The sequence below is a fragment of the Candidatus Njordibacter sp. Uisw_002 genome (assembly GCF_047730155.1).
GTDB lineage: Bacteria > Pseudomonadota > Gammaproteobacteria > Pseudomonadales > Balneatricaceae > Njordibacter.
The window spans coordinates 1,491,936-1,505,996 of the sequence record NZ_CP159832.1; the positions used below are offsets into that span (position 1 = coordinate 1,491,936).

The window sequence follows — 14,061 nt, forward strand, 5'->3', positions numbered from 1 at the left end:
AATTAACAATCTTCGTTTAGGCCACCATCATCTGGTATTTCAGACTCACGACGCGCAATAAAATCTAACAATTGTTCATTAATGGCCTGATCTATTTTAGGTTCTTCATATTCATCTAGCTTTGCCTTGGCTAAATTGAGCGCCCTTTGTGTAATGCTCTTAGAACCATTAGCCATCCATTGTTCAATGTTATTATTATCTAATAGTTTGGGCATATAAAAGGCCCGCTGGAAATTGTCTTGTGTGTGGGGGTGGCCAAGGTAGTGTCCACCTGGCCCCACATCTCGCACAGCAGCCAAAGCCTCATCAAAATCATCCCACCTTGGTCCCTGCGCCATACGATATGCCATAGCACATTGTTCGGCATCCACCATAAATTTAGCCACAGAGCAGTGCATACCCGCTTCATTCCAGCCTGCTGAGTGCCAAATATAATTGGCTCCAGACATCATCACAGCCATTAGGTTTACGCCACTTTCGTAGCCTGCTTGGGCATCCAGTACTTTAGCACCACCTAAGGTATTAGAGGTGCGCCAAGGTACGTCGTAATGCCGTGCCATTTGACCTATTAAAAAATTCATTAAACAAATTTCTGGTGTCCCCGCCATAGGCGCTCCGGACTGCATAGATACCGTCGCTAAATAATGGCCATAAACTGCAGGCGCGCCTTTTCTCACCACTTGGGTATAAGCCAAGGCCGACAAAGCTTCAGCATTAAGCTGCACCACTGCAGGCACTGTAGATGCTGGCGTATTAGCGCCGCCCAAAACAAAAGGAGAGCAAAGCACTGGCTGGTTGCGCTTCACAAACGCTCTAAGGGCCCCCAACATAGTTGCATCCCATACTAAGGGCGAGTTGCCGTTAATGTTGCCCGTAGTGACGGGATGGTCGTCTATATAGCCTTTACCAAACAAAATATCACACATATCCATGACATCTTCTGCATTTTTTCCAGAGGTTGTCATACCCATGAAAGTTTTGTCTGAGTACTTCATAGAAGAATAAGTAATGCGTAAATGCCGCCATGGCACGGCATGATCCATAGGCTCTACGATATGATGAGCTGATGAATGCAGGGCTGGGCTCATGTGGGCTAGCTTATGAAACATAGCCAGATCATCAAGGGTGGGATTGCGTCGTTTATCTTCTAGGTCTCGTAAAAAAGGCGCCCCTGTCATCGGCACAAACATACAATTGCGCCCGCCTAGCTTAAGGTTTTTTTCTGGATCACGAGCATGGTATTCAACACCTGATGGAATGCTCTTTATCAGTTCACGAATATGGTGTCGATCAAACTTAACTAGCTCCCCTTCTACTCTAGCACCTGCTTTGCGCCAATCTTCTAGTGCTATGGGGTCTCGAAATATTACCCCCACTTCTTCTAATATGGCCATTGAAGCATCGTCGATCTTGGCTATTTGGTCTGTGTCCATCGGTTCGGTATAAGGTAGGCCATGGCGTAAATGAGGCAACATTTGTTCAATGTTATGGCTACGTAGTGCCTGTCTGTTGGCACGCCCGCCGCTACGCTGACCACGCACCGGCTTTGTTGCCTGTTCAAATGCTCTTGTCATGCTCACTCCTACCCAATATTAATGTTATAAGTTATGTATTTTTGCGGTAACATTCAAACTACATTTTTATATCAATACATAACCTAATGTTATTATTAATGACGCTAGAGCGAAGCATAAAATAACAAGGAGAATGACTTTGTTACGTAAGCAACTACCTGGTATTAACGGCTTAGTCACCTTTGAAGCTGCAGCAAGGCATTTAAGCTTTACCTTAGCAGCCAGTGAGCTTTGTGTTTCTCAAGCCGCTGTGAGTAGGCAAGTAAAACGCCTAGAGGAACAATTGGGATGTAGCGTATTTCATAGGGCACAACGACGTATAGAGCTTACCAAAGATGGCCATAAGCTTTTCCAAGCAGTGACCATGGGTTTGGGGCATATTGCTACGGTAAGTAGTGATATACGCCGGACAAAATCTACCGGCCAAATTACCATTGCTTCTACTTTGGCATTTTCAAGTTTTTGGTTAATGCCCCGCATACGGGCATTTCACCAACAATATCCTGATGTAAAAGTGCACGTTATTGCTTCTGATAATGCCCAAGAATTGCGTTCAGACAAGGTTGATCTAGCCCTTACATGTGGCAACAATCAGCTGCAGGGCAATGAAACTCACTATTTATTCTCTGAGCAGGCTTACCCTGTTTGCAGCCCAGAATATCTGCGTGATAAAGAAAAGCCACAAACAGCGGCTGATGTACTTCAACACCGATTGTTACATTTAGATGAACAACTGTGGGATAACATTGGCTGGGATGCTATTGACTGGCCAGCGTGGTTAAAACATTTTGATGTGCAAGACTTAGACAACAAAGGAGGCTTTAAAATACCTGCAGGCTTCACCTTCAATAACTACCCTATGTTGATTCAAGCGGTGCTAGAAGGTGAAGGGATTGCATTGGGTTTTGAGCACACTACCGGAGACTTAGTGGCTCAAGGAAAACTAATTCGTCTCACTGACCAAACATGGGACACAGGCCGTGGTTACTATCTGGCTATTAAATCTAACTTGGCTCATCACCCTGATGTGCAAGCTTTAAGCCAGTGGTTGTTAAATAGTTTTTAGCCTTCTTTACCCGCTCTCATTTCTTGTAAGGCTATGGTAGCGCTTACGCCAATATTAGTAATTATTTGAGGTGGCATCCAGCTGGGGCCAGTTTGAGTTAGCTGCTGCTGGAGTAGCTTACTGTTTTGACCTAAGGCTAATTCGGCTAATAATTTACCAGAAGCGGTGCCACGGGCTATACCTAGGCCATTTTGACATACGGCGGCAAATACATTGGGCTGGCATTCTCCAAAGAAGCTTGCTTCGTTATTAGACATACATAACAACCCTCCCCAGGTATCTTCAAACTCAAGCTCTGGTAACATATAAAAACGGCGTTTAAAGCTACTTTCATGTTGGGCCTTTATATTTTTTAGCTGAGATTGCCCATATTTAAGGCCAGGGTTACAAGTGAATACACTACGGATAAGTAATCTTTGATCTGCAGTGCGCCGAATCGTTGCACCTGCGGGGTGTGAAGGAATTAATCCCCAGCTCTTTTGCCCACCTAAACGTTTTTGTTGATCTTCATTCATGGGGCCAGTCATACTGCCATAGGTACACACATGCACCAAACGACCTTTTTGCTGACCAAAACTTTGTGCAAATCCGTTATTACACAGCAGCACTTGAGCTGTAGTAATTTGACCATGGGGCGTTTTTAATACATGCGGCTTTATTGGGCTTTGGCTTGGCTTGCCTTTTTTGCCACTAACACTCCCCCAAACGTATTCTGTAACTGGCGTGTTTTCATATAAGCTCACATTATCTGGCAGGTGATCTGCACAGCCTTGCACAAATGCTGCGGGCTGCATCATTACGGTACCTGGGGTAAACACACCACTGTGGTAATAGCTTAAGCCTGTCATGTCTTGCATCTGTTGTTTTGATAAAAGGCTAAATGGCTCATTTAGAGTCTCTAAGCCTTTACCATAGGCTAATAGACTCTTACTACCAGTGGCTGAAGTAGCCCCATGTATTTTTCCTGTTTCACTCCAGTCACATGCAATATTGTGCTCTTCAACGACGCTTTTAGCATAGGCAATGCCTGAGCGATTAAAGGCGATCATATTATGATCGGTCTGTGCATGAGTGGTATAGGAGTGGCTATTTAACGTGTGGGGCAAATCAATCATAAACCCAGAGTTGCGCCCAGAAGACGCCATCGCAATGGCTAAAGCGTCTAACAAAACAATGTGCTTATCAGGTGCAAGCTGGGCCAGGCGCCTAGCCGCAGCAAGGCCAGTAAAGCCTGCGCCAATGACCACTATATCGGCCTCAATAGCGCCCTTAAGGGTGGCACTTGGCTGTCTTTTAGGCAGATTTTTATACCAACCACAGTCGTTTTCATAGTTGGGAAGAAGCGTAGCAAGTGCCATTAATCTAGTTCCGAATCTGACTCAGTGGATAAGTCTAACCAGATGGTTTTTGTTTCTGTGTACTGGTCATGGGCTTGTAGTGAGTTGTCACGACCGCCAAATCCTGATTGTTTAAAGCCACCAAAAGGCGTTGCCATATCCCCTTCGCTATAGCAATTTATACTCACAGTACCTGCCTTAATAGCCTTGGCTACGTTCATAGCACGGCGACCATTGCTAGTGAATACGCTAGCATGTAAGCCATAACAAGTGTCGTTTGCCAGCGCTACTGCCTGTGCTGCACTGTTAACGGTCATTACTGAAAGCACTGGGCCAAAGACTTCTTCTTGGGCAATAGACATATTTGATGTAACTTCATCAAAAATTGTAGGTTCAATAAATAAACCTTGGGCCAACTCCCCTTTTAGTTTGATCTGCTTACCACCCAAAATGAGCTTAGCACCTTGTTGCTTTGCGCCTTCTATGTAGCTCACCACCTTAGCGAAGTGTTCTTGGCTGATCATAGCACCAAGGGCATTACTTGGGTCCATAGGGTCACCAGTAATCCAATCACGCGCCTTTTCAATCACTTTTTCCAGCAATTGATCCTTTATTGCACTATGTACTATGAGACGTGAATTAGACGAACAGTTTTCACCCATATTCCAAAATACTGCATTAACCACGTGTTCTGCTACTTCATCTAAACGCTCTGCATCATCTAGTACGATACAAGGGTTTTTACCACCACACTCTAGCACTACGCGTTTTAAGTTGCTTTGAGCTGAGTATTGCAGAAATAATCGGCCTACTTCTGTGGAACCTGTAAAGGACACTGCATCAATGTCGCTATGCAAACCTAAACTTTTACCACAGGTTTCACCCATGCCAGGCAGCACGTTAATCACGCCTGCAGGTACGCCAGCTTGATGGGCTAATTGAGCCAAACGTAAGCAGGTCATACTGGTTTGTTCGGCAGGTTTGAGGATGACACTATTACCTGAGGCAAGTGCCGGGCCTAGCTTCCACGCTGCCATAAGCATTGGGAAATTCCATGGCAATACACAGGCCACTACACCGATAGGCTCACGCTGTATTAGGCCCATAGCAGCATCGCCAGAGGGTGATATTTGGTCATAAATTTTATCAATCGCTTCGGCATGCCATTGAATACAATCAATGGTTTCAGGCACATCAATAGTCTCACAATCCTTAATTGGCTTGCCACTTTCAAGGGCTTCCATTACGGCAAGTTGCGCTGCATTACGCTTGATTAGCTTGATGAATTTGATCATCACTTGTTTGCGCTGGGTGGGGTGCTTTTTGCTCCATACACCTGCTTCGAAGGCTTGGCGTGCCTTAGCTACAGCAACATCAACATCCTTACTATCACACGCGCTAATTTGCGCCAAGACTTGCCCAGTGGCAGGGTTTATTGTGGCGAAGGTTTCGCCACTAATAGCGGGTGTATAAGTGCCATTGATAAAAGCGTTAGTAGGAAAATCTATTTGCGCCGCAAGGGCAAGGTATTCTGTTTGAGTTAACATGAGGTTATGCCTTTTGTGAAGAGTTACAAATTTTTGCAATGGTGGTTTTTACGGTGCGAACAGTCACTTCAAATTCTCGTTTAAGCTCTTTGTTCATGTCCCGAAGTGGCTTACGTACAGGGCCTGTAATAATGCCTTCTAATTGACAGCCATATTTGATGCACTGAACAAATTTACCCCCTTGCTCAAGGGTTTGCATAAGAGGCAATAATGCCGTCATGATCTTACGTCCTTTAACAAAGTCTTGCTCTATGACACACGCATGATAAAGGGCGTAATGTTCTTTGGGTAGAAAGTTAGCAGCCCCTGCTACCCAACTAGTTGCACCCCATGCAAAAAACTCCAAAGCTTGGTCATCCATACCACAACTAAGCTGAATATGAGGAAAGCGACGAGCTAGTAAATGCACCCGATTAATGTCTCCACTACTTTCCTTAATAGCGCAAAAATTAGGCCGCATACTTAAACGTTCCATACACGCTTCATCCATAGGCGCACCTGTGCGATCTGGAAAGTTATACAACATAATGGGCAAGTCTGTAGCACGCTCTACTGATAAACAGTGGCGCACTAATTCTTCTGAGGTGGGAATGGCGTAATATGGCGCACCCAGTAATAAGCAATCAGCGCCTGCTTTATGTGCCTCTTGGGCAAAATAAATAGCATCTTCAGTGCGCAAAGCTCCTACACCTGCAATTAATGGCACTCTGCCTGCTACTGCTTCTTTGGCTAGATTAAATGTACGCACACGCTCGGCTTTGTCCATGGCATAGTATTCACCTGTAGTACCACCCACTATAATGCCCTGCACACCCGCATTAATCGCACCGTCTATAATAGACATAGTGCCTGCTTCATTGATGGAGAAGTCGTCATTAAAGTGCGTGATGACCGGAACATATATACCGTTGAATTGCATAGTAATCTCTTATTATCTAATGATCTAAATGTTATTAATTGATTAAGCTGATCAAAAACACTAGTAGTTTAGAAGCTGCTAACAGCGTGGGTCAAACGACATAAAAGCCAATACATACATTACATGATGTTATACAAAGCTTTCAACAAAATTATTGCCATAACACCTGATTAGAACAGACCACTTATACATAAAGAATAATATACAATTTACATTAGATGAGGGTGTATTTAATGTTGTTAGTGACATTATTATTGTATGCTTGCATTAGTATTATCCTTTTCACGCTCAGCTACCATGTGCACTATTTCATGCAACTTCACATACACCCAAGCACCCTTGAATTAGGTCAAAGTCGCTGGCAAAACTACCTTTGTCTTGCGGCAGATCCTTTTAGTCAATATGCCTTTCATGCTGCCTTAGAAGAAAGTGGCAGCGTGGGCGGCGACAGCGGTTGGCAGCCGCTGCATCTTGAGATAAAAGACGACGGACAACCCATTGCATTGATTCCAAGTTATGTAAAAACTAACTCTTGGGGCGAATATGTGTTTGATTTTGAATGGGCTAATGCCTATGAGCGCTATGGCTTAGATTATTATCCCAAGCTTATTAGCGCTGTACCTTTTACCCCTTGTGCAGGCCCTCGAGTGTTGCTAGCTAAAGATGCAGATTTAACCAAAGTATTGTCTTTTTTAAGCCAACAGCTGCCCCATATGTGCGCTCAACTCAAATTAAGTAGTTGGCATTGGTTGTTTGCACAAGAACCTGATTGGAAATTTGCCAAAGCACAATCATGGCATCAGCGGACAGGTTGTCAGTACCACTGGTACAACCATAACTACACCCAGTTTGAAGACTTTACTGCCAAGCTTACCTCGCGCAAACGTAAATCAATCAAAAAGGAACGCCGTGTTATTGCCGAACAAGGCATCACATTTACTTGGCAGCAAGGTCAAGAGATTAGCTTACAATCACTAAAAGAGTTTTATGCCTGCTACCAAAGTACCTATTTAAAACGCAGGCAACAAGGTTATTTGACCTATGAATTTTTCTGCGCCTTACTCACTCAAATGCCTGACAAACTATTATTAGTCACTGCTTCAAACCCATCAACACCTTTAGCTTATGCGTTATTTTTTGTAGATGATAAAACTCTTTATGGGCGTTATTGGGGCTGCTTAGAAGAAGTGGAGTTTTTGCATTTTGAAACTTGTTATTATCAGGGCATTGATTATTGTATCGCCAATAACATTGCACATTTTGATGCAGGTGCCCAAGGTGAGCACAAACTGGCCAGAGGGTTTATACCCAAAACCACACATTCTTATCATTATTTAGCAGAAAAAGGCTTTGACAGTGCTATTGAACAATTTTGCGCTACCGAAGAAGAGCAAATAACTGGGTATATGCAATGGGCCCATACCGCACTACCCTACAAAGCGCAGCTGTGATCTTGGTAGATGCGGCACAGTTTTTGCTTTGACCTTTTAGTCATCATTCAAGCCTTACTTGACCCCCATACCTACAAGCTCTAATCTGGTTGCATATAAATCAAACAAGCGTTTTAATTATGCCTTCTCCTACTTCCTCATCGCTTTACCCCCACTTACTGGCCCCTTTAGATCTAGGTTTTACCCACTTAAAAAACCGCGTCATTATGGGCTCAATGCACACAGGTTTAGAAGAAGCTAAAGATGGTTTTGAACGTTTAGCACAGTATTTTGCTGAACGCGCTCGTGGTGGTGTGGGCCTTATCGTCACTGGTGGTATTTCACCAAATCAACAAGGCTTAACCTTTGTAGGGTCTGCAGCGCTTGATGATGAAAAAAAAGTGGCCCAGCACCAATTGATTACTAGTGCCGTGCATCAAGCTGGAAGTAAGATCTGTATGCAGATATTGCATACAGGACGCTATGCCTATAGCCCTAATGCCATTGCCCCATCGGCTATCAAAGCTCCTATTAGCCCTTTCACACCTAAAGAAGTAGCAAACGAAGACATCGAGCAGCAAATAGAAGATTTCGCCCAAACTGCAAGGCTGGCCCAAAGTGCGGGTTATGATGGCGTAGAAATCATGGGTAGTGAAGGCTATTTTTTAAATCAATTTATTGTCACACGCACTAATCACCGTGATGATGAATGGGGCGGCAGCTATGACAATCGCATACGCCTTGCTGTTGAAGTGGTTAAACGTGTGCGTGAGGCTGTAGGTGAACAATTCATCATCATTTATCGCCTGTCTATGCTGGACTTAATACCTGAAGGCAGTGACTTTGAAGAAGTGGTGCAGCTGGCTAAAGCCATCGAAAAAGCTGGGGCCACCATGATTAATACGGGTATTGGCTGGCATGAAGCTCGTATACCTACCATCGCCACCAAAGTACCCCGTGCCGCTTTTACATGGGTCACCAACAAAGTACGCAAACACTTAACTGTGCCTGTGATTACCTCTAATCGAATCAACACTCCAGAAGTAGCTGAACAAGTATTGGCTAACGGTGATGCTGACTTAATTTCTATGGCACGGCCTTTTTTAGCCGATCCAGAGTTTGTTAATAAAGCAGCCACAGGTCAATCAGAGCGCATTAACACCTGCATTGGCTGCAACCAGGCCTGCTTGGATCATGTATTTAATGGCAAAGTGAGTAGCTGTTTAGTAAACCCAAGGGCGTGTGAAGAAACACGCATCATTATTGCCCCTGCCCAAGCACAAAAGACCATTGCCATTATAGGCGCAGGTCCTGCCGGTTTGGCTTGTGCGGTGACAGCAGCGCAGCGTGGCCATAAGGTCACACTATATGATGCGGGTGAACAGATTGGTGGCCAGTTTAATATTGCTAAGCGTATCCCAGGTAAAGAAGAGTTTTCTGAAACTTTGCGCTATTTTTCTGTAATGCTCAATGAGCTTAAGGTCACTGTAAAACTTAATACCTACTTAAGCACACAGCAGTTAAACGATCTGCACGTCGATGAATTAGTATTGGCCACAGGCATCACCCCACGAGGCCTGGATATTCCAGGGCATGACCATGCTAAGGTGATTAGCTACTTAGAGGTTGTTAAAGGGGCTTATGTAGGTAAAAAAGTGGCTATTATTGGCGCTGGAGGTATTGGTTTTGATGTTGCTGAATTTTTATCCCATGGTGATAGAGAACCCAGTACAAATATTGCACAATTTATGTCTCAATGGGGCATTGATATGACAATGACCGCACGTGGTGGCGTAGCGCGTATGACTCCAGACATTGAAGCCTCCACTCGAGAGATTCATTTATTACAGAGAAAAGCCAGTAAAGTAGGTGCAGGTTTAGGCAAAACCACAGGCTGGATACATCGTGCAGGCTTACAGCAAAAGCAAGTAAATATGGTTTCAGAATGTGACTATATAGCTATTGACGATAGGGGTCTACATTTGACAATAGCTGGCAAAAGAAAAACATTAGATGTAGAGCATATTATTGTGTGCGCAGGCCAAGACTCTAACCGTTTGTTATGTGAAGGTTTAAAGCGTGAGTATCACTTGATTGGTGGGGCAGAAAAAGCCACGCAGTTGGATGCTAAACGGGCCATTCGCCAAGGTACTCTTTTGGCTATAAAGTTATAATCCATTACACATAAACTATAAAACTAATGACCTAAGCCTAATAGATCAGGTCATTAGTTTTAGCAAGTAACCCAACACCTGCTCAATGATTTAGTATGAATAAATCAGTCTGTATTTTTTATAATGCGCTGCAACATGGTCTTAAGCGTAGATGCTGCATTGTCGTCCAGCCCATCCAATGCACTGCTTTCTGCCTTTTGACAGTCTTCAATTAAATGCTCTACTCGCTCTTTACCGGCAGCTGTACCTGTCACCTTAGTGCCACTGTCTAGTTGCTGCACACGCGCCATATCTTGCTTTTGCAAATCCATTGACAGTTCAAGCAATGTGGCTTGATCTACCATGGTGCGCTTAGAAAGATCCGCTAAGCTGAGGCTATTTTCATTGTACAAACAAGCCAATAGACGCCACTCTTTAATAGTAAGCCCATCATCAGCTACCACCTGATGAAACTCTTCACCCATTTGGTGAGTGGCTCGTGACATGTAATACAATAAATAGTTATCAATAAAATGACTTACGTCATTAGTCTCAACAGGCGCTAAAGTAGGAATGGCCTCAGCTGTTGCATAAGCACCACGATAAAACACTAAGCCTGAGCCTGCTTGACTGCGCATGCTTTTGACTTGACCCACAATAATTTCATGATCACCACCATCGTAAGTAGCCCATGCTTCACATTCAAAGCATGTAATAGCATCAGGTAATATGGGGACACCACCTAAACCTTGCTCTACATCTACATCAGAAAACTTATCCGTACCACTGCGGGCAAATTTATTAGATATTTCAATCTGCTGTGCACTAAGTACATTCACTGAAAAGTGTTTGGCATTAATAAACGCTTGGGCACTGTATGCGGTCTTTGTGATGCTCCACAATATGAGCGGTGGATCCATTGATACAGAGTTGAAACTACTTGCTGTCGCCCCTACTGGCTCTCCGTCTGAATCTAGGCAGGTGACAACGGTCACACCTGTTGCAAAGGATGACAAAGCATCGCGAAATTCACGAGCATTAAACGCTTCTGTGGACATACATGTTTCCAAGTGGCAATGAGTAATAGGTGGTTATTATAAGCCTTACACCAGTAAAGGTAAGTGTAATGCTTATAAAAAAGCATAAAAACACTTTAGTAACTCTATATAAACAATATTGCATATTATGTCTCACCTGTGACTACAGGTGAGTTTTTATTAAGATTTTATCGTATATTCTATTAAATTATATCTATATAACTATATTGCACTTTTAGATAAATCTGCGTAGAATCTGGCTCTACAAATGACAAAATTAGTTAACCATGCAGTCGCATCGCTTATTTGGAGATTCCATGATTCAAAACCCTCGCTCCACACCAAAAATTACCGCCTTTTTTGACGAAGCTACATTTACAGTCACTTATATCGTTGCAGACCCTCACACTAAAAGCTGCGCGGTGATTGACTCTGTACTAGATTACGATACGAACATGGGCCGCACTCGCACAGATTCCGCTGATAAAGTCATTGAAAGTATTAAATCACAAGGACTAACCATTGAGTGGTTATTAGAAACTCATGTTCACGCTGATCACCTTTCTGGTGCACCCTACATTCAAAAAAAAATGGGTGGCAAAATTGCTATTGGAGACCAAATTACTCAAGTGCAAGATATTTTTGGTGACTTGTTCAACGTAGAAGATGAGTTTTCTCGCACTGGCAGCCAGTTTGACCACCTAATCACCCCTAATGAATTATTAACTATTGGCGATTTGTCCATACAAGCACTGCATACCCCTGGTCATACCCCTGCATGTATGAGCTTTGTAGTAGCAGATGCATGTTTTGTAGGTGACACCTTGTTTATGCCTGATTACGGCACAGCACGTTGTGACTTCCCAGGTGGAGACGCCACCACCCTTTATGAATCAATGGAAAAAATCTTAGCCCTACCTGATGAAACTCGCTTATTTATGTGTCATGACTATGCGCCAGGTGGGCGTGAATACCTTTGGGAGAGCACTGTAGCTAAAACTAAAGCCAATAATATTCACCTAGCAGGTCAAACGAAAGCACAGTTTATAGCAATGCGTGAAGCACGTGATGCAAAGCTAGGAACGCCACGCTTATTATTACCCTCGGTACAAGTTAATATGCGCGCAGGACACATGCCACCTGCAGATGACAACGGCATTAGCTATATTAAAATCCCTATTAATCAAGTAGGCATGTGATCACTGTGACTAAAGTACGCTGGAACCCTTTAAAACAATTACCTGCATTAATATGGCTGAAAACCTACAACAAAAGCACCCTACACGCAGACGCAATGGCAGCTTTAATTGTAACTATTATGCTGATCCCACAAAGTTTGGCTTATGCCATGCTGGCAGGCCTGCCTCCTGCCACAGGCCTATATGCTAGCATATTGCCACTTTTGGCTTACGCCTTGTTTGGCTCTAGCCGCACCTTAGCGGTTGGCCCTGTGGCGGTGATCTCTTTATTATCAGCCAATGCAGTAGGTCTGGCTCATCTGACAAGTGGTTTAGATGTATTAACCTTATCCATGACCTTAGCTCTATTGTCGGGCATGCTTATGCTGTTAATGGGGCTTTTAAAGCTTGGCTTTATTGCAAACTTATTAGGCCGCCCAGTGGTGACAGGCTTTATCACAGCCGCTGGCATTCTGATTGCTCTTGGGCAACTTAAACATATTTTGGGCATTCCCATAGGTGGACATAACTTACCTGAATTAGCTCATGGACTTATAGAATACGGTAGTGATACTCACTGGCTTACCCTATTGATTGGCGTAACTACTGTGGTGTTTTTATGGTGGGCTCGCGCACCTTTAACCCATTTTTTATGTCGTTTTATGAACAAAACCACAGCATCAGCTTTAAGCAAAATGGCACCTGTAAGTGCAGTTATTATTTCTATACTGCTAGTGTCAAACCTTGCTTTAGACCAACAAGGGTTAAAGGTAGTAGGTCATATTCCATCAGGTTTACCTACCTTGGCATGGCCAACACTTAGCTGGTTGCTCATCTCTACGTTAATGCCTTCAGCTGTGATGATTAGCCTCATTGGTTATGTAGAGTCTATTTCTGTGGCTCAAACATTAGCGAATAAGCGCCGCCAGCAAATAAACCCAAACCATGAGTTACTAGGCTTAGGTGCTGCCAACATGGCTTCTGCGGCTTCTGGGGGCTTTGCAGTAACAGGTGGCTTTTCGCGTTCGGTGGTCAACTTTGATGCTGGCGCACAAACCCCAATGGCTGGAATATTCACAGCCATAGGCATCGCGCTAGCTAGCCTTTATCTCACCCCGTTTTTAGCATTACTGCCTAAGGCTGTACTAGGTGCAACCATATTTGTGGCAGTACTCACATTAATTGAGCCTCACGAAATAAAGTTTACTTGGAGGTATAGTAAACATGACTTTTTAGCCATGGTAATTACCATAGGCATGGTATTATTTGTAGGCGTAGAAGCGGGCGTTATGGCAGGTGTAGCAGCCACCATACTCTTGCTATTATGGCGCACAAGTCGCCCTCACACAGCCGTTGTGGGCCCTATATCAGGCAGCGAACACTTTCGTAACATCAATCGTCACGACGTGGAGCAATGCGAGCAAGTGATGGCTTTACGTATTGATGAAAGCTTATTTTTTGGCAATATGCGTTATCTAGATAATCAACTGAACACCTTATTGTCGCAGAACCCATGCTTAGAGCATTTAGTCTTAGTAGCCTCTGGCATTAATCATATAGACTCTAGTGCGGTAGAAGGTTTAATAGAGCTCAACCAAAGACTCCAAGATAAAGGCATAAAACTGCATTTATCAGAAGTCAAAGGCCCTGTGCTGGACCGCTTAGCAAGAGTCAACTTTGAATCGCAGTTGACGGGTCATATTTATTTAAGCCAACACAATGCATGGAAAGACCTCACCACCTCTGTTGGTAACGCAAAAGCCTCTTAATATGCCTCCACCTTGGCGGGCAAACTAAGGTATCCTCAAAGCTACCATTCC

General features: G+C 43.8%; 10 protein-coding genes. 5 read left to right on the forward strand and 5 right to left on the reverse strand.

All coding sequences use genetic code 11. The annotated features are described in order from the left end of the window. Positions 1 to 2: 2 nt before the first annotated feature. On the reverse strand, positions 3 to 1,574 hold the full coding sequence (locus ABXT42_RS07125; protein ID WP_443627460.1) for a trimethylamine methyltransferase family protein: 1,572 nt from the start codon (positions 1,572 to 1,574) through the stop codon (positions 3 to 5). Positions 1,575 to 1,713: 139 nt separating this feature from the next. Between ABXT42_RS07125 and ABXT42_RS07130 the strand changes: the two genes are divergently transcribed. Next, entirely contained in the window at positions 1,714 to 2,640 is a 927-nt protein-coding gene (locus ABXT42_RS07130) for a LysR substrate-binding domain-containing protein (protein WP_443627461.1), read from the forward strand. Here ABXT42_RS07130 and ABXT42_RS07135 read toward each other — a convergent pair. The 3 genes from ABXT42_RS07135 to ABXT42_RS07145 are packed head-to-tail and all read right to left on the reverse strand — an operon-like array spanning position 2,637 to position 6,443. Further along, complete coding sequence (locus ABXT42_RS07135; protein ID WP_443627462.1) at positions 2,637 to 3,998, reverse strand: NAD(P)/FAD-dependent oxidoreductase; 1,362 nt, start codon at positions 3,996 to 3,998, stop codon at positions 2,637 to 2,639. The two genes, ABXT42_RS07130 and ABXT42_RS07135, sit on opposite strands and share 4 nt — an antisense overlap. After that, entirely contained in the window at positions 3,998 to 5,524 is a 1,527-nt protein-coding gene (locus ABXT42_RS07140) for an aldehyde dehydrogenase (protein WP_443627463.1), read from the reverse strand. Before ABXT42_RS07140 ends, ABXT42_RS07135 begins: the two co-directional genes overlap by 1 nt. 4 nt (positions 5,525 to 5,528) lie before the next feature. After that, positions 5,529 to 6,443 (reverse strand): dihydrodipicolinate synthase family protein, encoded by a 915-nt coding sequence (locus tag ABXT42_RS07145; protein ID WP_443627464.1) that lies wholly within the window; start codon positions 6,441 to 6,443, stop codon positions 5,529 to 5,531. 311 nt (positions 6,444 to 6,754) lie between these two features. On the opposite strand from ABXT42_RS07145, the gene ABXT42_RS07150 reads away from it, so the two are divergent. Both ABXT42_RS07150 and ABXT42_RS07155 read left to right on the forward strand, forming a co-directional pair. Beyond that, complete coding sequence (locus tag ABXT42_RS07150; protein ID WP_443627465.1) at positions 6,755 to 7,894, forward strand: GNAT family N-acetyltransferase; 1,140 nt, start codon at positions 6,755 to 6,757, stop codon at positions 7,892 to 7,894. A 119-nt stretch (positions 7,895 to 8,013) separates the two neighbouring features. Beyond that, positions 8,014 to 10,047 (forward strand): FAD-dependent oxidoreductase, encoded by a 2,034-nt coding sequence (locus ABXT42_RS07155; protein WP_443627466.1) that lies wholly within the window; start codon positions 8,014 to 8,016, stop codon positions 10,045 to 10,047. A gap of 104 nt (positions 10,048 to 10,151) precedes the next feature. On the opposite strand, the gene ABXT42_RS07160 is transcribed toward ABXT42_RS07155, so the two are convergent. Next, on the reverse strand, positions 10,152 to 11,084 hold the full coding sequence (locus tag ABXT42_RS07160; RefSeq protein ID WP_443627467.1) for a flavin reductase: 933 nt from the start codon (positions 11,082 to 11,084) through the stop codon (positions 10,152 to 10,154). Between the two features lie 296 nt (positions 11,085 to 11,380). Here ABXT42_RS07160 and ABXT42_RS07165 point away from each other — a divergent pair, with 296 nt between their 5' ends. Together ABXT42_RS07165 and ABXT42_RS07170 are read left to right on the forward strand one after the other, a co-directional pair. After that, on the forward strand, positions 11,381 to 12,262 hold the full coding sequence (locus tag ABXT42_RS07165; RefSeq protein ID WP_443627468.1) for an MBL fold metallo-hydrolase: 882 nt from the start codon (positions 11,381 to 11,383) through the stop codon (positions 12,260 to 12,262). Between the two features lie 5 nt (positions 12,263 to 12,267). Beyond that, positions 12,268 to 14,010, forward strand: coding sequence for a SulP family inorganic anion transporter (locus ABXT42_RS07170; RefSeq protein ID WP_443627469.1), 1,743 nt, complete (start codon positions 12,268 to 12,270; stop codon positions 14,008 to 14,010). Positions 14,011 to 14,061 lie beyond the last annotated feature (51 nt).